Raw genomic sequence first — 22,460 nt, 5'->3', positions numbered from 1 at the left:
GTGTTAATGAAGTCTGTGATTTTGGTAAAAGAGCGCTTTTTCCAGCTCAATCAACGGGTTGCTGGTATGGTCATGCTGATCTGCCTCGTTTGTTAACGCAGAATGATGAAAAAAGTTTCGACTGATATGTATCCCAATATGTCGATACGCTCTGCGTCGATACCGCTCATGCGAGTGCGAGGCTGGCACGCAGATGCAAAAAGGCGCCTTTCGGCGCCTTCGGGAATATCGTTGCTGAACCTGACTGAGGGGATCAGAGATCCTGTTCGTAACGCACGTACGGCACGGTGCCGTCGTCGTTGCTTTCGTTGCGCGGGGAGAACGGATTCTTGCCGCGGCTGATCACGTTCTCGGCGCCGACGGTCAGCTGGCCGGACCACGGAGTACGCCAGGTCAGGCCGATGCCCAGGCCTTCGAACTTGCCGGGCTTGCCCGGCACGTCGACCACGCGGCCGATGATGCTGCCGGTGAAGTTGCCGTAACCGGCACCGATGCTCAGGCTCTTGCTGTCCCAGCGATCGACGATGGCCGGCGAAGCGTCGGCCAGCGGTACCAGGCGTGCCTTGGCGTAGGTACCGGCGATGGAGACGAAGCCTTCGCGGCCGATGTTCTTCTGGGCGAACACGGTCAGATCGTTCTGCTCGGCGCGCAGCGAGGGCGTCTTGTTCGGGCCCGACAACCAGGCGGGCAGGGTTTCACGGCCGGTGCCGGCGGTGATGCCCAGGCGGCTGTTGCCGCGGTTCAGCGCGGCGGTACCACTGAAACGACGGCTGTTCAGATCATCCTCGTCGCCCAGGCTGGCCAGCATGCAATGGCTGGCCAGGCCGCTGATGCTGGTGCCGCTGCTGCTGTTGCAGAGCAGGCCCAGCGAATCGCCGGAGGACAGGCCAAAGGCCGCGTCCAGCGAATTGCGGCCGAAATGCCAGCGGGCGCCGGCTGCCTGTTCGCCGGTCGGCTCCAGGTACAGCAGCGCCTCGACCTTGCCGCTGCCCTTGTTCCATACCGGCAGCACGGTGCGGGTGTCCTTGCTCTGCGCATGCACGCCCGTGATCGCGCCAAGGGCGATCAGCAGGGCCAGCGGTAGACGCAGGAAGGTACGCATCGGACCAGTTCAGACAGGGACGGACAACGGAAGTTCCCGTGGGGACGGGAACTCGATCCTAGGGTGTTTATGAATTCTTAACAAGCCTTGATCCTCCCCAGGTACAAGACTGCCGTTTACTGAAGTCGTTCAGGCGCCGCTACAGCCCCCTGGGCGCCGTGGAACAGTATGCCGAACTCCGTCAATGGAAAGTGATACTCACGCCCGCAGAATTCGCAACGCACCTCGACGGCGCCGGTGGCCTCGGCGGCCGCGCGGGCCTCCTCTTCCCCCAGCGACTGCAGCATGCCGGCCACCCGCTCGCGCGAGCAGGAGCAGGCAAAGGACAGCGGCTTGCCGCCCAGCAGTTCCGGCCGCTCCTCGTGGAACAGGCGGTGCAGCAGCTGCTCGGCCGGGGTCGCCAGCAGTTCGGCCTTGCCCAGGGTTTCGAACAGGGCGCTGGCGCGGGCCCAGCCATCCTCGTCGCCTTCGTCGCCCGGCAGCTTCTGCAGCAGCAGGCCGGCGGCACCGTTGCGGTCGGCGGCCAGCAGCAGGCGGGTCGGCAGCTGCTCCGACTGGCGGAAGTAGTCCTCGAAGGCCTCGTCCAGTTCCGGCGCAGTCAGCGCGACCAGGCTCTGGTAGCGCTGCGGCTCGCGCGGGTCCAGGCCGGGGTTCTCGATGGTGATGGCGAGGATTGCGTCATCGCCGAGGCGGGACAGGTCACGCGGTGCGTCGCCACCCTCGCTGAGCTGGGCGATACCGCGCAGGGTGCCGGCGGCGGTGCATTCGGCGAACAGGGTGCGCAGCGCGGTGCTGCTGCGCAACTGCACCGACAGGCGCCCGTCGATCTTGGTGTGGCCGGTGAACAGCGCCGAGGCGACGCAGGCCTCGCCAAGCAGTTCGGCAGCGGCGTCCGGGTAGGCGGCATGGGACAGGATTTCCTGCCAGGTGGCCTGCAGGTGCACATGCACGCCACGCACGCCGGCGTCGGGGAGCAGGAAACGGATCAGGGAATCGGGATTGGCGGTCATCGGCTCACATCGCGCGTAAACGGGGGCGGTTGCCGGATAATGCGCCGACAACCAGACAGAAGAAGGATGCACCAGTAATGGGGGCAGCGGGAGAGCAGCACAAGGTAGAGGCGGTGGTGGCCGCGCCGCGCCGGCGACGCTGGCGCTGGAAGCGGCTGCTGTGGCTGCCGGTGCTGCTGGCCGCCTTCAGCTGCCTGCAGGTGCTGGTGTTGCGGTTCATCGACCCGCCGGTGTCCATGGTGATGCTGTGGCGCTATGGCGAGGCGCTGGGCGAGGCCGACTGGTCCTATCGGCTGCATTACCAGTGGCGCGACCTCGACCAGATGGCGCCGAGCCTGCCGATCTCGCTGGTGGCGGCCGAAGACCAGCGCTTCCCCGACCACAACGGCTTCGACCTGCAGGCCATCGAAAAGGCGCGCGACCACAACGCCAGGGGCGGGCGCCTGCGCGGCGCAAGCACGATCAGCCAGCAGGTGGCCAAGAACCTGTTCCTGTGGCAGGGCCGCAGCTGGATCCGCAAGGGCCTGGAAGTCTGGTACACGGTGTTGATCGAGGCGCTGTGGCCAAAGGAGCGGATCCTGGAGATGTACGCCAACATTGCCGAATTCGGTGATGGTGTGTATGGCGCGCAAGCGGCAGCGCAGAAATTCTGGGGCAAGGATGCTGCCCGGCTGAGCCCGGCCGAGAGCGCGCGCCTGGCCGCGGTGTTGCCGGCACCGCGTCGCTACAACGCGGCAAAGCCTGGGCCGTATGTGCAGCGGCGGGCCGCGTGGATCCAACGCCAGGCGCGCCAGCTGGGTGGTGCGTCCTATCTGTCGGAGGACTGAGCCCGGCGCTGCAATTGGCGAACGACGGGCCGAGCGCGTGCCGGCAACGTACAATCCGGGCATGACCCGCGAACGGCTTACCTTCGTCATCGCCGCCTACAACGAGGCCCTGGCACTGCCGCTGCTGCATCCACGGCTGTGCGCGGTGCTCGACGGCATGCCCGACATCGACGGTCACATCCTCTATGTGGACGACGGCAGCCATGACCGCACCTGGGAAGTGATCGCCGGGCTGGCCCAGGCCGATGCACGCGTATCGGCGCTGAAGCTGTCGCGCAACTTCGGCAAGGAAGCGGCGCTGACCGCCGGCCTGGATCTGGTGCACGAGGGTGCGGCGATGATCCTCGATGCCGACGGCCAGGACCCGCCGGAGCTGGTGCCGGAGTTCGTCGCGCGCTGGCGCGAAGGTCATGACAACGTCTACGGCACGCGCATGGCCCGCGATGGCGAGGCCTGGATCAAGCGCGCCACGGCAGCGATGTTCTATCGGGTGATGGGCCGCCTCTCGCGGACACCGATTCCGGCCGATACCGGGGACTTCCGCCTGCTGTCACCGCGCGCGCTGAACGCCCTGCGCGGGATGCGCGAGCGCCACCGTTTCATGAAGGGGCTTTTCAGCTGGGTGGGATTCAAGCGGATCGCCGTGCCCTACCACCGCCACGCGCGCGTGGCCGGCACCAGCAAGTTCAGCCTGTGGCGGCTGTGGAATTTCGCCCTCGAAGGCATTACCGGGTTCTCGACCGTGCCGTTGCGGGCGGCGACCTACCTCGGGCTGGCAACCGCAGCCGTCGCTTTCCTGTTCGGCCTGTGGGTGATCGTGAAGGCGGCGCTGTATGGCGACCGGGTGGCGGGTTGGCCGACGATGATGGCGGTGATCCTGTTCCTGGGCGGCGTGCAGCTGATCGCGCTTGGCCTGATCGGCGAGTACCTGGGGCGGCTGTACGAGGAGTCCAAGCAGCGGCCGTTGTACCTGGTTGACGCCTGGCTAGCATCGTCCGTGGCAGACTCGGTCCCGCAACCCACCCTGAGAGGGCAGGCAGATGACCACGGTACGGCAACTGTTGGACGGCAAGTCTCCTGAAGTACATGCGGTCGCGCCGGATGCGGCGGTGATCGATGCGATCCGGTTGATGGCGGAAAAGGGCATCGGTGCGGTGCTGGTGATGGACGGCCCGCGGCTGGTGGGAATCCTGTCCGAGCGTGATTACGCGCGCAAGATCGTGTTGCGTGATCGCTCTTCGCGCGATACGGCGGTGGCAGAGATCATGACGTCGCAGGTGGTGACGGTGTCGCCGGGCGAGCAGGTGGAGCATTGCCTGCAGTTGGTGACCGATTATCGCATCCGCCATCTGCCGGTCGTGGAGGGCGCGCAGGTGCTGGGGGTGATCTCCATCGGCGACCTGGTGAAGTCGGTGATCGATGCGCAGCGGCGGGAGCTGGATCAACTGCAGCAGTACATCGTCGCCGGGTGAGGGTGTCGCTGGCGGGCCTGCGACCCGCCGGCCCGCTTTTCGAAGCTCAAAGCCAAAGCCAAAGCAGCGCCTTCCTGACACGTTGGGAGACGGAGGGTGCGGCTGGGCAGGACACGCCATAGACCCATCCATGGGGGCTCGATGGCGCCATCCATGGCGCCAACGGTCCTGCCCAGCCGCACCCTCCGCCTCTGGACACATTTCTGCGAGCGCGGTGCCTCGCCTTTGGTAGCTGCCAACCTTGGTTGGCAACAGTTTTTGACTTTGCTTTTTTCTTTTGACTTTGAATTTCCGCTCTCGTTCCGCGCGCGCAGGAAACTGTCACCCGTCCCCCTCAAGCCACCATCAATGCAGGCGCCGCGAACAACGCTGTAACCCTACTTCGCATACTGCCCGCCGCAGTCGGCGTCCTTGCCCGGCCCCAGCTCGATCGTCGCCAGCAAGGCCGCCGGCGGGGCGATGCTGCCCAGTGCCAGGGCCACCGCACCGCGGATGCCCAGCGCCTTGAAGTCCGGGCGGAACGACGGGTCCTTGAACGTGCCGGCAATGTGCAGCGGCGAGCGCAGTACCAGGATGCTCTTGTCCTTCGGGCGCGGCTTCAACAGCAGGTCCAGGGTTTCGTCGCGCAGGCTGACGGTGCCTTCGCCGATGAGGATCGTGTCGGTGGTGTCCACCGCCAGCGCCTGGCTGGTCATCAGGCCGTCGCGCACACCGAAGTCGGCGAAGGCGCAGCGCAGGGGAATCTGCTTGTCGCCGGTCACCAGGAATTTCAGCGATTCGGTGATATCCAGGCCGGCCAGCTCCATCACCAGGTTGCCGACATGGCCACGGCCCATCGCCAGGCCGACCTTGCCGCTGCTGCTGCCGAGCATCGCGGCGATCGAATTGCCGCGGCCACTCAGGTCCACCTCACCGCCGATGCCGCCCTTGGCCTGTTCGGCCAGCTTGGCATCGGGGAACAGCTGGCCCAGCTGAACGCCGCGCACGCTCGCCTTCAGCGCAGTGCTGATCTGCGGCTGGCGTGCGTCCATGCGGATGGTGCTGCGGATATCGCCGCCGGCGACGCCGAAGTTCAGTGGTGCCAGCCGCAGCACCCCGTCATCCAGCAGCAGATGGGCATCCATGTCGTCCAATGGCAATGACGGTGCGTTGATGCGGTGGGCCTTCCAGCGCACATCGGCATCCATCGCACGCAGCTTGCCGAGGTTGTAGGGCGTGTCCGGAAGCACGCGCGCGCGCGCGGCCACCCGTGCGGCCTCGGCCTTCTGCTCCGCATTGGCGGTTTCGCCGCCGCCGGTCTTCGGCGGCGCGCCGACGAAGCCGGCCAGGTCATCGAAGTCCAGGCGCTTGGATTCCAGCGTCGCGGTCAGCCGCGGACGGTCGCGGCCCACCTCGAACTGAAGACTGCCACCGAGGTCGCTGTCGCCCACCTTGCCGGTGAAACCGTCGTAACGCCAGACGTCGTGGTCGCGTTTCAGGCGACCGTTCAGCGCGTAGGGCGGGGACGGCGGAATGGCGATGCCGAGCAATGGGTAGAGATCGGCCAGGTCCTGGCCACTGAGTGCGAACTGCAGGTCGAACACGCGCAGCTGGAACGGATTGGTCAGCGTGCCGCTGGCCACCGCGTGGGTGGCGCCGGCGCGTCCGTTGAGGTGGATGCGGAACGGGTGGTCGCTGTTGGTCAGTTCCAGCGGTGATTCGGTTCCGCCCTGCAGGGTGAACGGGTTTCCCTGCCAGTGGCCCTTGCCCTGCACCAGCAGCGGCGGCGAGGCATCGGCCTGCTTCGGCTGGCCGCTGCGCACGCCCACGCGGATATCAGTACGGCCCGGTGCGTCGAGGAACTGCAGCCGGCCGTCGTCGATGCGCAGGCGCTTGAGCTGCGGGCTGGTGCCGCCAGCGCTGTCACCGAGGAAGTCCCAGTTGCCCGGTTCGCCCTTGCGAGGGGCGGTTTCCAGCAGCACGTCCGGTCGGGTCAGGCGCACTTCCGGCAGCTGCACGCTGCCGCGCAGCAGGGGCCACACGCGCACATCGATCTCGACGCGGTCGGCCGAGGCCATGTTCGGCTGCCTGGCCCAACCGGCATTGGCGAAGGTGATCGCATCGGCACGGATGGTGCTGGTCCGGCCGAGGTCGACATCCAGATGGCCGATGTGCAGTGCGCGGCCGGTACGGGCCTGCACGGCGCGCTCGACCGGGCCCTTGAACCAGTTCCAGTCCCACAGTGCGATCAGTACCAGGATCGCCGCGAGCAGGAAGATCAGCAGCGTCAGCCAGCGCCGGCCTCGCGGGCCGGGGCTGCGCAGGCGCCAGCGGTTCGTGCGCTTTGTGGCAGGGGAGGCGGCGGCATTCACGCTGCCATGGTTGCCCCCTCATCGTGGACGGGGCGCGAAGCGTCCATGTGCGCGGCGTGCACGCGCCACGCACGGGCCGGTGCTACAGCACCTGCATGGTGACCGCGACGAAGTGGCAGACGCTGCCACCGATGACGAACAGGTGCCAGATCGCATGCGAATAGGGAATCGATTCGCGGTGGTAGAAATAGGTGCCCAGCGTGTAGGACAGGCCGCCGGCCAGCAGCCAGCCCAGCGTCCAGCCGTCGATCGAGGCCAGCATCGGCTTGACCGCCACGATCACCAGCCAGCCCATGGCCACGTAGATGGCCGTGGACAGGCGCTTGAAGCGACCGGTGTAGAACAGCTTGAACACCACGCCGGCCAGGGCCAGGGTCCAGATCGCGGCGAACAGGCCCCAGCCCCACGGGCCGCGCAGGCCGATCAGGGTGAATGGGGTATAGGTGCCGGCGATCAGTACGTAGATCGCACAGTGGTCGAACACTTTGAGCCGGCCCTTGGCGACCGGGTGCTGGATGGCGTGGTACAGGGTGGACGCGGTGTACAGCAGCAGCAGCGCGATGCCGAACACGATGGCGCCGGCCAGCTGCCAGCCATCGCTGTAGATTGCGGCCAGGGTGATCAGCACCGCGCCGGCGCCCAGGGCGAGCACGGCACCGAGGCCATGGGTCAGGGCGCTGGCGATTTCTTCGCGGATCGAAGCAACGGAAGTCGTGGACATGGCGTAGGCATCGTTCGCGGGGAGGGGGACCCGCACCCCCCTATCATCGCCGCGATGGGCGGCACGTGCACGCCCGTCACCGTATGGTGGGTGAATCCCTGGGTTGCGCCGGCGGGGTCAGAGCCCTTTCCTTGCGGAAAGGGATCCGACCCCGTGGCATCAGCCTGCCGAAACGGTGTGCGCCGCTTCGCGTGTGGCCGAGAAACGCACATCCGGCGAGCGTTCCTGGGCCAGCTGCAGGTTGACCCGGGTCGGAGCGAGGTAGACCAGGTGGCCGGCCGCATCCAGCGCCAGGTTGAGCGCGTTCTTCTCGCGGAACTCTTCCAGCTTCTTCTCGTTGCTGCAGTGGACCCAGCGCGCAGTGGTCACGCTGACCGGCTCGAAGGTGGCTTCCACACCGTACTCGTCCTTCAGGCGGTAGGCGGCCACGTCGAACTGCAGCACGCCGACGGCACCCAGGATCAGGTCGTTGCTGGTCAGCGGGCGGAAGAACTGGGTCGCGCCTTCCTCGGACAGCTGGGCCAGGCCCTTCTGCAGCTGCTTGAGCTTGAGCGGATCACGCAGGCGTGCGCGGCGGAACAGTTCCGGGGCGAAGTTGGGAATGCCGGTGAAGGTCACCGCTTCGCCTTCGGTGAAGGTATCGCCGATGGAGATGGTGCCGTGGTTGTGGATGCCGATCACATCGCCGGGCCACGCTTCGGCTGCGATCTCGCGGTCGCTGGCCATGAAGGTCAGCGCGTTGGCCAGCTTCATTTCCTTGCCGGTGCGCACGTGGAAGGTCTTCATGCCGGCGCTGAAACGGCCCGAACAGACCCGCATGAATGCCACGCGGTCACGGTGCTGCGGGTCCATGTTGGCCTGGATCTTGAACACGAAGCCGGTCAGCTTGTTCTCTTCCGGTGCGATTTCGCGGCCGGTGGTGGTTCGCGCCTGCGGCGACGGCGCATGCTCGACGAAAAAGTCCAGCAGCGGCTGCACGCCGAAGTTGTTCACGCCCGAGCCGAAGAACACCGGGGTCTGCTTGCCGGCGCGGTAAGCGTCCAGATCGAACGGATGGCTGGCGCCCTGCACCAGTTCCAGTTCGTCGCGCAGGTCGGCCAGCATCTGTGCACCGATCTTCTCGGCCAGGCCGGGCGCATCGATGGACGGGAAGATGGTCGAGTCCTGGCGGGTGAAGTTGCGACCCGGTTCGTACAGGTGCACTTCGCCGGTCAGCAGGTGAACCACGCCCTTCAGGCGCTGGCCCATGCCGATCGGCCAGGTGACCGGCGCGCACTGGATGCCGAGCACGGTCTCCACTTCATCCAGCAGCTCGATCGGGTCCTTGCCCTCGCGGTCGAGCTTGTTGATGAAGGTCATGATCGGGGTGTCGCGCAGGCGGCACACCTCCATCAGCTTGATGGTGCGCTCTTCCACGCCCTTGGCTACGTCGATCACCATCAGCGCCGAGTCCACTGCGGTCAGCACGCGGTAGGTGTCCTCGCCGAAGTCGGCGTGGCCAGGGGTGTCGAGCAGGTTGACGATCTTGCCTTCGTACGGGAACTGCATCACCGAGGAGGTGACGGAGATGCCGCGTTCCTTTTCCAGCGCCATCCAGTCGGAGGTGGCGTGGCGGGCGGCCTTGCGGCCCTTGACCGAACCGGCCATCTGGATCGCGCCTCCGAACAGCAGCAGCTTTTCGGTCAGCGTGGTCTTGCCGGCGTCAGGGTGTGAAATGATGGCGAAGGTGCGGCGACGCGACGCTTCGATGGCGACTTCGGACATGGCAGTGGCGCCCGCCCGGGGCGCTTTTCAAAGAGATAAGCGCCCGATTATACCGGCCGGGGCCGGTCAGCGCCCGATACCGCCGTCGGCCTCGCCGTGGCGGGCGAACTGCAGCTGGCCCTGCCCGGCGAAGATGCGCACCGGCACCGAGCGCAGGCCCATGCCGCGGTTGACCTGCACCACGAAGTGCAGGTGCGGCGCAGTGCTGTAGCCGCTGTTGCCGGACAGGCCGATCGGTTGCCCGGCTCCCACCGCCTGGCCGCGGCGCACGCGCATGCCGCCGGCCTGGAGGTGGCCGTACAGGGCCATGCTGCCGTCGCTGTGCAGCACGCGGACGAAATTGGCACGGGCACCATCGCGCTCGCGGTCCTGGCCGTTGCCACGGAAGCCATCCTGGATCTGCATCACCGTGCCCTCGCGCGCGGCCAGCACCAGGGTGCCCTCCGGCAGTGCGAAGTCGACCGCGTCGCGGTTCTCCTCGTCGTCATGGCTGAATCGCCCCTGCGGCGCCTGGTCCACACGCAGGCGGGCCGCATCGAACGGCAGGCGATAGCCGACATCTTCGGCCTGTGCGGCAGGGTTGCCCGGCACCGACTGCAGGCGCAGATCCAGCAGGCGGCCATCGATCGGGGCGGGCAGGTGGCCGACGACCAGGCTGCTGTCGCCCTGGATCAGCGACTCGACCGGGAGGCCTTCGACCGGGTGTCCGGGGGCGGCGCGCAGCTGGATCTGCAGCGGCCCTGCCAGCCCGTTGTCGATCCGCGCCTGCCATTGCGTACCGACCGGCTGCAGGCGCAACCGGGCCATGGGGGCGGCGCCCTCGGCACTGCCTGCGCGGGTGGCAGGCGCGGAAGGGGGAGCCAGTCCCCAGCCCTGGCGCCAGTCGCCGGCGTGTGCGGTCGCGCTCGCCAGCAGAGGCAACAGCAGGCAGGACAGGGGCAGGCGCGGCATCGGCGTTTCCAGCGAGAGGACCGCCGGGACTGTACCCGATCCTGAACGGGGCGACCGGGACGGCCCTCGCAGACTGATTCTGGAAATATCTATCGCTTTATCCGCATGAAGGGATTGACAGTGCCGGAAAGGGCTGGCATCGTGGCTCCACCATCGAGACCGGCAGAGGGACAGGCCCTTTGAAGCCGGGGCAGCCCGCAGGCGCGCAAGCGTCTGCGTAGGTGCCAAATCCTGCGGGGACCGTGGCGTCCACCGAAAGATGGTTCGAACCATGCACCCCACGTGCATCTCGAACGCGGGCCCGCGAAGGCTCGATGGCCGATTCCCCAACCGGATCCCGCCATGAGCTTCGCTGCCAGTACCGCCATTCGCCCCGAGCCCTTCGTCCCCGTCAGCGTGCCGGTCGCAGACCGCGTGCACGCCGAGCGCGGTGAGTTCGCCGCGGTGCTGTCGATGCGCCATGCAGGCCCCAGCCCGGTGCGCCTGCGCTATGAGTGGGTGGGCCCGGCCAACGCGCCGGTGGTGGTGCTGGCCGGTGGCATTTCCGCCCATCGCCACGTGGCGTCCAACGCACAGTTCAGCGAGAAGGGCTGGGCCGAAGCGCTTGTGGGTACCGGCCGCGCGCTCGACCCGCAGCAGCTGCGCGTGCTGGCCTTCGATTTCATCGGTGCCGACGGTGCATTGGATGTGCCGATCGATACTGCCGACCAGGCCGATGCGCTGGCGCTGCTGCTGGACCATCTCGGCATCCGCACGCTGAAGGCCTTCGTCGGCTATTCGTATGGCGCGCTGGTCGGCCAGCAGTTCGCGATCCGTCACCGCGCCCGCGTGCGCCAACTGGTGCTGGCCAGCGGCGCGCACCGCCCGCATCCCTATGCCGCCGCGTGGCGCGCGCTGCAGCGCCGCGCGGTTGCGCTGGGCCAGCTGCAGTGCGGCGAAGACCACGGCCTGGCCCTGGCCCGGCAGTTCGCCATGCTCAGCTACCGCACCCCGGAAGAATTCGGCGAGCGCTTCGACGCTGCCCCGGAGGTCATCAATGGCCGCGTGCGCGTGGCCGCCGAAGACTACCTCGACGCCGCCGGCGCGCAGTACGTCGCGCGCACGCCGGTGACCGCCTACCTGCGCCTGTCCGAATCGATCGACCTGCACCGTGTCGACCCCGCCGCGATCCTGCCGCCGACCGTGGTGGTGGCCGTGGAGGGCGACCGCCTGGTGCCGCTGGCCGACCTGGTCGGCCTGGTCGAAGGGCTGGGCCCGCGCGGCAGCCTGCGCGTGCTGCGTTCGCCCTATGGCCACGACGCCTTCCTCAAAGAAACCGATCGCATCGACGCGATCCTCGCCACCGCCTTCCGCACCTCTGGAGAGTCCGCATGAGCCTGCACGCCAACGAGCCGTCCTGTAGTCGCACCACTGCCGCCGTCCGTGCGGGCATCGATCGGGACACCGCGCATGGCGCGGTCACGCCGCCGATCGTGCTGTCGTCGAACTTCAGCTTCGAAGGCTTCGGCAACAAGCGCCAGTACGACTACACGCGCAGTGGCAACCCGACCCGCGACCTGCTGGGTGAGGCGCTGGCGGAACTGGAAGGCGGCGTCGGTGGTGTGGTCACCGCCACCGGCATGGGCGCGATCAACCTGGTGCTGAACGCACTGCTGCAGCCGGGCGATACCCTGGTGGTGCCGCACGATGCGTACGGTGGCAGCTGGCGCCTGTTCAATGCGCTGGCCCGGAAGGGCCACTTTGAACTGGTCACCGCCGACCTGACCGATCCGCGCGCACTGGCACAGGCGTTGGCCACCCAGCCGAAGCTGGTGCTGGTGGAAACGCCGTCCAACCCGCTGCTGCGCATCACCGACCTGCGCTTCGTCATCGATGCCGCGCACAAGGCCGGCGCACTCGTGGTGGTCGACAACACGTTCCTGTCACCAGCGCTGCAGCAACCGCTGTCGTTCGGTGCGGACCTGGTGCTGCATTCCACCACGAAGTACATCAACGGCCACAGCGATGTGGTGGGCGGGGCAGTGGTCGCGCGTGATCCGGCAGTGCACGAGCAGCTGGTGTGGTGGGGCAACGCGCTGGGCCTGACGGGTTCACCGTTCGATGCCTTCCTGACCCTGCGTGGCCTGCGCACGCTGGATGCGCGCCTGCGCGTGCACCAGGAAAATACCGCCTCGATCGTTGCCCTGCTGGACCAGCATCCGGCCGTCGGCAGGGTGTACTACCCGGGCCTGGCCGAACATCCCGGCCATGCCATCGCGGCGCGCCAGCAGAGCGGTTTCGGCGCGATGCTGTCGTTCGAGCTTGCGCACTGCGGCGGTGAAGATCCGCACGCGGCAGTGCGCGCATTCGTGGATGGCCTGCGCTGCTTCACCCTGGCCGAATCGCTGGGCGGCGTCGAAAGCCTGATCGCGCATCCGGCGACCATGACCCATGCGGCGATGACCGCCGAAGCACGCGCAGCGGCCGGTATCAGCGAAGGGCTGCTGCGTCTGTCGGTCGGCATCGAGGCCGAGCGCGACCTGCTGGCCGATCTCGGTGCCGCGCTGCAGCGCGCCGAAGTCGTGATCGATGCGGCCGCACGCCGCAAACAGGTGGTGGATGCATGAGCGCACTCGCTGCTGAAATTCCGGCGCTGGGCGCGGGACGCCTGGCGCTGCTCGGTACTGGCACAGTCGGCTCGGCCTTCGTGCAGCGCTACCAGAGGCTGCAGGCTCGCGGGCTGGAACTGCCGAGCGTGCAATGGCTTGCCAACTCGCGTACTGCGCTGGAGATCGATCGTGACCTGGCGTTGCCGCTGGAACTGGCGCGACGTGCGCCACGCGATGGCCAGAGTTCGCCGGCGTGGGCCAGCACCGAAGGGCTGGAGCGTGGCGATGTGGTGGTCGATGCCACCGCCAGCGAAGACGTGGCCGCACGTCACGTGCAGTGGCTGGCGCGCGGCGTGCATGTGGTGACAGCCAACAAGCTGGGCCGTGGTGCGCAGCTGTCACGCGCGCAGGCCATTGCAGACAGCTGTGCCGACAGTGGTGCGCGCTATGGTGACAGCGCCACCGTCGGTGCCGGGCTGCCGCTGCTAAGCAGCCTGCGCGCACTGGTGGCCGGTGGTGATCACATCCATGCCATCGAGGGCGTGCTGTCCGGTTCGCTGGCGTGGCTGTTCCATCGCTATGACGGCAAGTCGCCGTTCTCGGCGGCGGTGCGCGAGGCGCTGGCGGCCGGCTACACCGAGCCGGATCCGCGACTTGACCTGTCCGGCGAGGACGTGCGCCGCAAGCTGCTGATCCTGGCCCGCAGCAGCGGGCTGGCGCTGGATGCTTCGCAGGTGCAGGTGGACTCACTGGTACCTGAAACGCTGGCCGCGTTGCCGCTGGAGGGCGCAGTGGCTGCGCTGGAGCAGCTGGATGCGCCGCTGCAGGCGCGTTGGCAGCGGGCACGCGAAAACGGCCGCGTGTTGCGTTTCGTCGGCCGTGTTGACGGTGGGGGTGCGCAGGTGGGCCTGCGCGAGCTGCCGGCCGATCACCCGTTGGCGCAGGGTGCGGGGACCGACAATCGCGTCGCCATCCACAGTGATCGCTACCGTCGCCAGCCGCTGTTGATCCAGGGCCCGGGTGCGGGCGCGGAAGTCACCGCCGCCGCGTTGCTGGATGACGTGCTGCGGATCGTCGGCTGATCGCACAGTTCTTGTAGAGCCGAGACCATGCTCGGCTGCTCCTGGCGAGATCCCCTCCTGCTGGATAAGCCGAGCATGGGCTCGGCTCTACACGAGCACGCTAGCTGATCAGCGGGACTTCAACGCCTTCAACAAGGCGCTGTTGAACTGCTTCGGGTCCTGCACCTGCGGCGAATGGCCCAGTTCGGCGAACTCGACCAGCGTCGCGCCGGGAATCGCTGCGGCCGCCGCCTTGCCGAGCGCTGGATAGTTGCCCAGCGTCGCCTTCACCGAAGCCGGCGCCAGGTCGCGGCCGATCGCGGTGCGGTCCTTCTGGCCGATGAACAGCGTGGTCGGCACCTGCAGGTTCTTCAGTTCGTAGACCACCGGCTGGTTGAACACCATGTCCGAGGCCAGCGCCTGGCTCCATGCAACGGCCTGCTTGCCGGGCCCTTCGTACATGCCTGACTGCATCCGCGCCCAGGGTTCGTAGGCCGGCTTCCATTTGCCGTCGTAGTACACATCCAGCTGGTAGCGGCGGATGCTGTCGTAGCTGATGTTCATTTCACCGGCATACCACGCGTCGACGCTGCGCCAGGGCACGCCCAGCGCCTTCCAGTCTTCCAGTCCGATCGGGTTGACCAGCGACAGGCTGCGCAGGTCCTGCGGGTACATCAGCGCGTAGCGCACGGCCAGCATGCCGCCCATCGAATGCCCGACCAGGTGCACCGGCACGTCGCCCAGTTGCAGCTGCTGCAGCAGGGCATGGGTATTGGCTGCCAGCTGTGCGAACGTGTACTGATAGCGCTCGGGCTTGCTGGATTTGCAGAAGCCGACCTGGTCCGGAGCGATCACCCGATAGCCGGCGGCAACCAGTGGCTTGATCGATTCCTTCCAGGTGGCGGCGCAGAAGTTCTTGCCGTGCAGCAGCACCACCACACCGATGGGCGCCTTCTTCGGCGCGATGTCCAGGTAGGCCATTTCCAGCGGCTGCCGCTGCGATTCCAGTGCGAAGGTCTTGACCGGATAGCCGTAGTCGAAGCCCTCAAGCCGCGGCCCGTAGGTGGGGGCGGCCAGGGCGGTCAGCGGAAGGCAGGCAAGCAGGGCGGCAGCGATCACGCGCATGGGGCAATCCGGGGTGGGGGAGCCCCGAGCCTAACCGGAACGCGGTGACGGTGTCGTCCGACCGGCCAGGGACAACGGGGTAGAGTCGACTGTCAGTCGACTGCTCTTCGATCAGACCGCGAAAATCCCGCGCTGCACGCGATAGTCGACCAGCGGTCGACTCTACCCAGGGTCATCAGCACTCGATGACGTTCACCGCCAGGCCACCGCGGCTGGTTTCCTTGTACTTGTCCTGCATGTCGCGGCCGGTATCGCGCATGGTCTTGATTACCTTGTCCAGCGACACCTTGTGCTTGCCGTCGCCACGCATCGCCATGCGCGAGGCATTGATCGCCTTCACCGCGCCCATCGCGTTGCGTTCGATGCAGGGAATCTGCACCAGGCCACCGATCGGGTCGCAGGTCAGGCCCAGGTTGTGTTCCATGCCGATTTCCGCGGCGTTCTCGATCTGGCTGGGGTTGCCGCCCAGTGCCGCGACCAGGCCACCGGCCGCCATCGAGCAGGCCACGCCAACCTCGCCCTGGCAGCCCACTTCGGCGCCGGAAATCGAGGCGTTTTCCTTGTAGAGGATGCCGATCGCCGCCGAGGTCAGCAGGAAGTCGAACACGCGCTGTTCGTTCGCGCCCGGGCAGAAGCGATCGAAGTAGTGCAGCACCGCCGGCAGCACACCGGCCGCACCGTTGGTCGGCGCAGTCACTACGCGGCCACCGGCAGCGTTCTCCTCGTTCACTGCCAGTGCGTACAGGTTGACCCAGTCCAGCGTGGTCAGCGGGTCGCGCATCGCCGCTTCCGGCTTCGACGACAGTTCGCGGTACAACGCCGGCGCACGACGGCCCACCTTCAGGCCACCCGGCAGCACGCCTTCCTCGCGGATGCCGCGCGCCACGCACGACTGCATCGCACTCCAGATCTCGCGCAGCCGCGCGCGGATCTCGTCTTCGCTGCGCCAGCACTTCTCGTTCTCGAACATCAGCTGGGCAATGCTCAGGCCGCTGCGCGCGGTCTGCGCCAGCAGCTCGTCGCCGCTCTTGAACGGGTAGGGCAGCGGGGTCTCGTCGGGCACGATGCGATCATCGGCCGCGTCGTCCTGGTTGACCACGAAGCCGCCGCCGACCGAATAATAGTCGCGGGTGGCGATCACTTCGTCGTCGGCGTTGTAGGCAGTGAAGCGCATGCCGTTGGTGTGGTAGGGCAGCTTCTGGCGCTTGTTCATGCCGAGGTCGCGCTTCTCGTCGAAGGCGATCTCGTGCTGGCCCATCAGCTGGATGCGCTTGCTGCTGCGGATGCGCTCCAGCGTGGCCGGAATGATGTCCGGATCGATCAGGTTCGGCCGCTGGCCTTCCAGGCCCAGCAGGATCGCCTTGTCGGTGCCGTGGCCGCGGCCGGTCAGTGCCAGCGAGCCATAGACATCGGCGCGGATGCGCGCGACCTCGTGCAGGCGGCCCGGGTCGAGCAGCCAGCGATGGATGAATCGCTCGGCGGCCTTCATCGGCCCGACGGTGTGCGAGGAACTCGGGCCAATGCCGATCTTGAAAACGTCGAACGTGCTGACAGCCATGGTTGCCGTACTGCGGGTACCGGAAGAGATCGCTATTCTAGCGGTTCACGCCGCACTTCCATGGCTGCGGCGCAGCATTTCCGCCACGGGAGCCCGGCCGGTGTTGACCCTTATCCAACGTGACGATTGCCACCTGTGCGACATGGCCCTGGCCGAGCTGGCCAGGGCACGGGCGCCGGAGTTCGAATCGGTGTTCCTGGACGACCAGCCGGCGCTGGAAGCGCGCTATGGCACGCGGGTGCCGGTGCTGCGTGACGAGCGCGGCGACCGCGAGCTGGACTGGCCGTTCGACGCGGCCACGGTTCAGGCGTGGTTGGCCGTCGATCGGTAGTGCCGGCCGCTGGCCGGCAACCCCTCTGTTCCCGGTGATGCCGGCCAGCGGCCGGCACTACCAGATGCGGTTTATTTCGCGTCGAACTTCACGATCGTGCTGATCGCGGTTTCGTCCGGGATGGTCTTGGTGTCGGCCCAGTCACCGCCGCCGACGCCGAAGTCCAGGCGCTTGACCGTGGCCTTGCCGGTCAGCACCGGCTGGGTGCCCGGCTTCCAGGTGAAGGTCAGCGTGACCGGCTTGCTGACACCACGAAGCTCCAGGGTGCCATCGGCGGCGAACTGGTCATTGCCCATGGCGCGGAAGCCCTTGGCGGTGTAGCGCGCGGTGGCGAACTTGCCGACGTTGAAGAAGTCGGCGCCCTGCAGGGTCGAGTCACGATCGCTGTTGCCGCTCTTGGCGCCTGCCAGCGGAATCACCACATCCAGCGAACCGGCAGCCGGGTTGGCCGGGTCGAAGCTGAGCTTGGTCGCGAAGCCAGGGAAGCTGCCGGTGAACACTTCGCCGTCGTACTTGGTGGCGAACACCAGGATCGAACCGGCGCCGGGAGCCTGCGCGTAATCGGCAGCGAGTGCCGGAGCGGTGGCCAGCATGCCGGCCAGGGCGGCGGCCACGGCGGCCGGAGTGGTCAGTTTCAGGTTCATCGGTCAGTCCTTCTGAGGGGAGGCGAGCCAGCCACGCGGCAACATGCGGGACAGCGTTGCATCGCGCTGGAACAGGTGGTGGTAGAAGGCAGCGCCGGCATGGGCCAGCACCACCGCGATCAACAGCCAGAAGCCGTATTCGTGGAGGGCATGGGACACCGCGACGACCTGCGGGTCGGGGCCGCTCAGTTTGGGCACGTCCACCAGGCCGAACCAGCGGAACGGGCGCAGGCCGCTGGCCGAATCGTACAGCCAGCCCGACAGCGGGATGGCGAACATCAGCACGTACAGCAGCACGTGGGTGGCGCTGGCGATGCGCTCCTGCCAGCTGGGCACGCCCGGCACCGGCTTCGGTGCCCCGGCGTACAGGCGCCAGCCCAGGCGGAACAGCACCAGCGCCAGCACGGTGATGCCGATCGACTTGTGCGCGGTGTAGACCCAGAAGTACTTGGGCGTCTTGGGCAGTTCGCCCATGGTCAGGCCGACCACGCCCAAGGCGAGGATCAGCAGTGCGATCAACCAGTGCAGGATCTGGCTGACACTCCCCCAGGCGGCGGGGGTGTTCTTGGCGGTCATGAGGGGTCCTCTAGCGGGCCGTCTTGGGGTCGGAGTGTGGAAGGGGAGCGGGAGTTCCCGGGGCGTCGCTGCGGTCGAGGGTGGCTTCCGCCTCGATCCTCAGCTGTACTGCATCACCGATGACGCCCGGCCAGGCGGTGATGCCGAACGCGCGCCGGCTCAGCGTGGTGCTGCCGGAAAAACCGGCGGTGCGTCGGAACGGGGGAAGCGGATAGCGCTTGATGGCGTTGAGGGTCACATCCAGCGTGATTTCCTGGCTGACCCCGCGCAGGGTCAGCGTGCCGATCACGTGGGCGCGCCTGGCATCGATCGGTTCGACCTTGGTGGAGACGAACCGCGCGGTCGGGAAGCGCTCGCCGTCGAGCAGGCTGCGGGCCAAGGTGGCCTGGTTCCACTTGGCATCACCAAGGTCCAGCCGCGACACCGGAATATCCACTTCCACGGTGGCGTCGCGCCAGTTGTCGGGATCGAACCGCACGCGCCCCTCGCTGCCCGATACCGTGCCCATGGCCTGCGAGTAGCCTGCGTGGTCGATCGAGAACAGCACCCGCGTGTGCACCGGATCGAGGCGATAGGTGTCAGCGGCCGCCCAGGCAGGGGCGGTGGCGAGCAGCATCGGCAACAGGGCCAGGCAGGGACGCATCGATGGCGGGCTCCGGAAGGGGACGCTGCGATCATACGCACAGCCCCCTGCCAACGTTGCGTGCATGGGTGCAACAGTTCGTGGTGGTGCCGCCGCTGGAAACAGGCTGTTGCAGCCATGACCCCGGCCCTGTGTGACAATCGGCGCAGGACAGGGGGTTCAGGATGACGAGCGGTTGGCGCCTGTGGTGCCGTGGCATCGCAGGTATGGGACTGCTGCTGCTGGTGGCGATGGCCACGGCGGCTGCGACCCTGGACATGGCAGAAACACCACGCCTGCGCCGCTTCGGTGCCGCCGAAGGCTTGCCGTCTCGCATGGTGGTGGCGCTGGCCGAGGATCGCCAGGGCCACGTCTGGGCCGCCACCGATGGTGGACTCGCCCGCTATGACGGCAACAGCCTGCGGGTCTGGGAGCACGACCCGGAACAGCCGGGCTCGTTGCCTGGCAACGAGATCGAGACCCTGCTGATCGACCCGCTGGACCGGGTCTGGGTGGGCATCAATGGCAAGGGCGTGGCACGCCTGGATGCCGACCGCGAGCGCTTCCAGACCTTCGATACGGTCAATTCCACCTGCCAGGGGCAGTTCTGGGCACTGGCCTATGTCGACGACGCCTTGTGGATCGGGACCAACAACCATGGCGTCTGCCGTTTCGGCGAAGACGGCAGTGTGCGCCTCTACACCCATGATCCCGCGCGCCCGGGTGGCCTGCCCAGCAACAGCATCTTCACCAGCCTGGTCGACGCGCGGGGCCGCCTGTGGGTCGGCACCGAAGCCGGTGTGGCGCGTTGGAACGGCAGCGGCTTCGAGCCGGTGGCCGCGCGGGAACTGGGGAGGCTGAGCGTGCTCCGGTTGAGCCGTGATGCAGACGGTTCGATCTGGGTAGGCAGCCAGAACGATGGCCTCTACCGCATCGATGGGCAGGACCGGGTCAGTCGCCCGCGATGGGCCGACAGTGCCCAGCTGCGGTCGGCCCTGGTCCTGGCCGATCGCCAGGGGGGCTACTGGGCGGGTACCTCCGATGGCCTGTTGCGAGGGGATGCGGCGGCGTTGCGCCGGCTGGAGGGGGACCGCGGCAGCGGCTTCCTGACCGCGCACAGCGGTGTGCTTGACCTGCTGCAGGACCACGAGGGCGGATTGTGGGTGGCGTTGCTGACCCAGGGCCTGGCCTATCTGCCACCGGACTGGCGGCGCTTCTCGATCTGGAACCAGCTCGACGGCAAGCCGCTGGACAGCCAGTACCTGTTGAGCGCGGCCAGCGACGGGAAGAACTACTACGTCGGCTCGGCGCGAGGGGTGTACCAGCTCGATGCGCAGGGCACCCTGCGCCTGCTGGCCAGCGACCGGCAGCTCGGCAACGGCGTGGTGTGGTCGGTGCTGCCGCGCCCGGATGGTCGCCTGTGGCTGGGACGCGGCGGCCGCATCAGCGTCTACGATCCGGCCACCGGCGCATTGCGTGATCTGCGGATCGATGGCAGTGCCGACCTGCGCCAGCGCATCGACCTGATGCGGCAGGCCCCTGATGGCACGGTGTGGGTGTCGGTGATGGGCCTGGACCTGCAGCAGCGCGATGCAGAGGGCCGGCTGCTGCACAGTCATCCGCTGGAACATTTCCGCGGGACGGCCGATGCGCCGATCGAGCAGATCCGCTTCGACGCCCACGGCCGGCCCTGGGTGATGGGCGACATGGGCATCTGGCGTGAGCAGGCCGGACGCTTCGAGCCAGTGCCCGGCGTTTCGCGCGGCCCGATCTACGATCTGGCATGGATCGATCCGCAGCAGTTGTGGCTGGCGCGCCAAGGCGCCTTCGAGCGCTACCAGTGGGATGGCATGAGCCTGCGCCTGATACAGCGCATCGACGGCAGTGCGGGCGTGCCGCCGGTGACCATGGGGGGGCTGGCGCTGGCCGACAATGGCCAGCTGTGGGCCACGACGCCGCGCGGCCTGCTGCGGTGGGACCCGAAGACGCGGCGCCTGCAACAGTTCAACGAACGCGATGGCCTGTCCGATGCCGAGTTCACCGGTCGGCCACCTGCGGTGAACGCCGATGGCCGCGTGTTGGCGGTTACCCAGACCGGCCTGGTCGCCTTTGATGTGAATGCCGACGACACCGTGCTGCCGCCTTCATCGCTGGTGATCGCCGAAGTGCGGGTGCGGCGCGACGACGCACGCGGCTGGCAACCGCTGCCGCTCACCGGCACCCTGCTGCTGGGACCGGACGACCGCGATCTGCAGATCGATGCGCGGCTGCTTTCCTATGCCAGCCCGCAGGGCAACCGGTATCGCTTCCGCGTGCAGGGTTACGACCAGGACTGGGTGGAGCAGGGGGGCGATGGCCAGCGCACCCTGTCGCGGCTGCCGACCGGCCGCTATGTCATCGAGGTGCAGGCCGCGACTGCCCGGGGCGCGTGGACACCTTCGCAGCAGTTGCAGGTGAAGGTGCTGCCGCCGTGGTGGCGCAGCGGCATGGCGATATTCGGCTACATCCTGCTGGGGTCGTTGCTGCTGGTGGTTCTGGTCTGGTCGATCCGCGCGCGGCTGCGCCGCCGCCAGCAATGGCAGCTGACGGTGCACAAGCAGCAGTTGGCCGAGCAGGCCTCGCAGGCCAAGAGCCGTTTCCTGGCTACGCTGGGCCACGAAGTCCGCACGCCGATGACCGGCGTGCTGGGCATGAGCGAACTGCTGCTGGCGACTCCGCTGGATCCGGTGCAGCGCGGCTACGCCGGGTCCATCCAGCAGGCCGGCAGCCATCTGCTGCGGCTGGTCAATGATGCCCTGGACCTGGCCCGGATCGAAGCCGGGCGGCTGGAGCTGGACCTGCGCCCGTTTGATCTGGGGGAGCTGCTGGACCAGGTGCAGGGCCTGATGCAGCCGATGGCGCAGCAACGCCAGCTGGTGTTCCAGCGCGGCGAAGACCCGCCCGGGCCGATCAGTGTCAGTGGCGACGAGATGCGCGTGCGCCAGATCCTGCTGAATCTGCTCGGCAACGCGATCAAATTCACCGAGCGCGGCCACGTCGGCCTGGCCGTACGCCTGGAAGAAAAGGGCGGCCTGTGTTTCGAAGTCCATGACAGCGGCCCGGGCATCAACGCCGAGCAGCAGCAGCGCCTGTTCCATCGTTTCGAACAGGCCGACGGCCCGCGTACCGCGTCGCGCTACGGCGGCAGTGGTCTGGGGCTGGCGATCTGCCAGGAACTGGCGGTGGCGATGGGGGGGCGCATCGAAGTGGACAGCCAGCCTGGCAAGGGCGCGCGGTTCCGCGTGCGCCTGCCCCTGCCCTGGACGCGCCAGGCCGCCAGCGAAGCGGGCGACGTGGCGGCCCTGCCGGAACTGCCGCCGCTGCGCATCCTGCTGGTCGAGGACGATGCCACGGTGGCCGAGGTCATCGCCGGCCTGCTGCGCGTGCGCGGGCATGAAGTGGTCCACGTGCTGCATGGCCTGGGCGCGCTGTCGGAGATCGCCACCGATGGTTTCGACGTCGGCCTGCTCGATCTCGATCTGCCCGCGCTGGACGGTACGGCCATCGCCCGCCAGCTGCGCACCATGGGCTATGAACTGCCGCTGGTGGCGGTGACCGCCCGTTCCGATGCCTATGCCGAAACCCAGGTTCTGGCCGCAGGCTTCGATGGCTTCCTGCGCAAGCCGGTGACCGGCGACCTGCTGGTGACGGCCATCGCCCAGGCGCGTGCGAAACGACAGGCGACTGCGTGACGACGCCGACGCCGGGCGTGAACGGC

At 67.7% G+C, this 22,460-nt stretch carries 19 protein-coding genes and 1 riboswitch; of the genes, 8 read left to right on the top strand and 11 right to left on the bottom strand.

The genetic code is table 11. The annotated features are described in order from the left end of the window. Window positions 1-253: 253 nt before the first annotated feature. Complete coding sequence (locus tag PEM_RS12735; protein WP_061478882.1) at window positions 254-1,102, bottom strand: hypothetical protein; 849 nt, start codon at window positions 1,100-1,102, stop codon at window positions 254-256. Window positions 1,103-1,218: 116 nt separating this feature from the next. Continuing rightward, window positions 1,219-2,112: an Hsp33 family molecular chaperone HslO gene (locus PEM_RS12730; protein WP_005418408.1), complete on the bottom strand. Its 894-nt coding sequence runs from the start codon at window positions 2,110-2,112 to the stop codon at window positions 1,219-1,221. 77 nt (window positions 2,113-2,189) lie between these two features. On the opposite strand from PEM_RS12730, the gene mtgA reads away from it, so the two are divergent. The 3 genes from mtgA to PEM_RS12715 all read left to right on the top strand — a co-directional run bounded on the left by mtgA (window position 2,190) and on the right by PEM_RS12715 (window position 4,411). Beyond that, window positions 2,190-2,939 (top strand): monofunctional biosynthetic peptidoglycan transglycosylase, encoded by a 750-nt coding sequence (mtgA, locus tag PEM_RS12725; RefSeq protein WP_005418407.1) that lies wholly within the window; start codon window positions 2,190-2,192, stop codon window positions 2,937-2,939. A gap of 61 nt (window positions 2,940-3,000) precedes the next feature. Beyond that, a complete protein-coding gene (locus PEM_RS12720) occupies window positions 3,001-4,020 on the top strand; it encodes a glycosyltransferase family 2 protein (protein ID WP_111129174.1) in 1,020 nt (339 codons plus the stop codon). After that, window positions 3,980-4,411 carry a CBS domain-containing protein gene (locus tag PEM_RS12715; RefSeq protein ID WP_005418405.1) on the top strand — a complete coding sequence of 144 codons (432 nt, stop codon included), beginning with the start codon at window positions 3,980-3,982 and terminating at the stop codon, window positions 4,409-4,411. Before PEM_RS12720 ends, PEM_RS12715 begins: the two co-directional genes overlap by 41 nt. A gap of 377 nt (window positions 4,412-4,788) precedes the next feature. Here PEM_RS12715 and PEM_RS12710 read toward each other — a convergent pair whose 3' ends face one another. The 4 genes from PEM_RS12710 to PEM_RS12695 all read right to left on the bottom strand — a co-directional run bounded on the left by PEM_RS12710 (window position 4,789) and on the right by PEM_RS12695 (window position 10,198). Then, the gene (locus tag PEM_RS12710) at window positions 4,789-6,762 is read right to left on the bottom strand and encodes an AsmA family protein (RefSeq protein ID WP_111129176.1); all 1,974 of its coding nucleotides are present in this window, start codon (window positions 6,760-6,762) and stop codon (window positions 4,789-4,791) included. A gap of 82 nt (window positions 6,763-6,844) precedes the next feature. Then, the gene (locus PEM_RS12705; RefSeq protein ID WP_005418403.1) at window positions 6,845-7,483 is read right to left on the bottom strand and encodes a hemolysin III family protein; all 639 of its coding nucleotides are present in this window, start codon (window positions 7,481-7,483) and stop codon (window positions 6,845-6,847) included. Between the two features lie 159 nt (window positions 7,484-7,642). Next, entirely contained in the window at window positions 7,643-9,247 is a 1,605-nt protein-coding gene (locus PEM_RS12700) for a peptide chain release factor 3 (RefSeq protein WP_053499606.1), read from the bottom strand. A 66-nt stretch (window positions 9,248-9,313) separates the two neighbouring features. Beyond that, window positions 9,314-10,198: a M23 family metallopeptidase gene (locus PEM_RS12695; RefSeq protein WP_053499608.1), complete on the bottom strand. Its 885-nt coding sequence runs from the start codon at window positions 10,196-10,198 to the stop codon at window positions 9,314-9,316. Window positions 10,199-10,345: 147 nt separating this feature from the next. Continuing rightward, window positions 10,346-10,464: riboswitch (SAM riboswitch) on the top strand. Between the two features lie 76 nt (window positions 10,465-10,540). Here PEM_RS12695 and PEM_RS12690 point away from each other — a divergent pair. The 3 genes from PEM_RS12690 to PEM_RS12680 are packed head-to-tail and all read left to right on the top strand — an operon-like array spanning window position 10,541 to window position 13,868. Next, window positions 10,541-11,572, top strand: a complete 1,032-nt coding sequence (locus PEM_RS12690; RefSeq protein WP_005418400.1) for a homoserine O-succinyltransferase — start codon at window positions 10,541-10,543, stop codon at window positions 11,570-11,572. Continuing rightward, a complete protein-coding gene (locus tag PEM_RS12685) occupies window positions 11,569-12,804 on the top strand; it encodes an O-succinylhomoserine (thiol)-lyase (protein ID WP_111129178.1) in 1,236 nt (411 codons plus the stop codon). Before PEM_RS12690 ends, PEM_RS12685 begins: the two co-directional genes overlap by 4 nt. Continuing rightward, the gene (locus tag PEM_RS12680; RefSeq protein ID WP_095379366.1) at window positions 12,801-13,868 is read left to right on the top strand and encodes a homoserine dehydrogenase; all 1,068 of its coding nucleotides are present in this window, start codon (window positions 12,801-12,803) and stop codon (window positions 13,866-13,868) included. The genes PEM_RS12685 and PEM_RS12680 overlap by 4 nt, the downstream gene beginning before the upstream one ends. Window positions 13,869-13,976: 108 nt before the next feature. Here the strand turns inward: PEM_RS12680 and PEM_RS12675 are convergent, their stop codons facing one another. Continuing rightward, window positions 13,977-14,972 carry an alpha/beta hydrolase gene (locus PEM_RS12675; protein ID WP_069139380.1) on the bottom strand — a complete coding sequence of 332 codons (996 nt, stop codon included), beginning with the start codon at window positions 14,970-14,972 and terminating at the stop codon, window positions 13,977-13,979. Between the two features lie 175 nt (window positions 14,973-15,147). Then, window positions 15,148-16,530, bottom strand: a complete 1,383-nt coding sequence (locus PEM_RS12670) for an L-serine ammonia-lyase (protein WP_065178205.1) — start codon at window positions 16,528-16,530, stop codon at window positions 15,148-15,150. 100 nt (window positions 16,531-16,630) lie between these two features. On the opposite strand from PEM_RS12670, the gene PEM_RS12665 reads away from it, so the two are divergent. Beyond that, window positions 16,631-16,861, top strand: coding sequence for a glutaredoxin family protein (locus PEM_RS12665; protein WP_032954410.1), 231 nt, complete (start codon window positions 16,631-16,633; stop codon window positions 16,859-16,861). 71 nt (window positions 16,862-16,932) lie between these two features. Here PEM_RS12665 and PEM_RS12660 read toward each other — a convergent pair whose 3' ends face one another. From PEM_RS12660 to PEM_RS12650, 3 genes are read right to left on the bottom strand one after another with little or no spacing between them, the layout of a single operon-like run. Continuing rightward, window positions 16,933-17,505 carry a YceI family protein gene (locus PEM_RS12660; protein WP_005418389.1) on the bottom strand — a complete coding sequence of 191 codons (573 nt, stop codon included), beginning with the start codon at window positions 17,503-17,505 and terminating at the stop codon, window positions 16,933-16,935. A 3-nt stretch (window positions 17,506-17,508) separates the two neighbouring features. Next, a complete protein-coding gene (locus tag PEM_RS12655) occupies window positions 17,509-18,081 on the bottom strand; it encodes a cytochrome b (RefSeq protein WP_005418388.1) in 573 nt (190 codons plus the stop codon). 10 nt (window positions 18,082-18,091) lie between these two features. Next, window positions 18,092-18,724, bottom strand: coding sequence for a YceI family protein (locus PEM_RS12650; RefSeq protein ID WP_053499626.1), 633 nt, complete (start codon window positions 18,722-18,724; stop codon window positions 18,092-18,094). A 164-nt stretch (window positions 18,725-18,888) separates the two neighbouring features. Here PEM_RS12650 and PEM_RS12645 point away from each other — a divergent pair, with 164 nt between their 5' ends. Then, window positions 18,889-22,434, top strand: a complete 3,546-nt coding sequence (locus PEM_RS12645; RefSeq protein WP_065178206.1) for an ATP-binding protein — start codon at window positions 18,889-18,891, stop codon at window positions 22,432-22,434. Window positions 22,435-22,460: the final 26 nt, after the last annotated feature.

The sequence above is a fragment of the Stenotrophomonas sp. Pemsol genome (genome assembly GCF_003586545.1).
Classification (GTDB): domain Bacteria; phylum Pseudomonadota; class Gammaproteobacteria; order Xanthomonadales; family Xanthomonadaceae; genus Stenotrophomonas; species Stenotrophomonas sepilia.
Note: the sequence above shows the minus strand (reverse complement) of the source record. Positions and strands in the feature narration are given on the sequence as shown.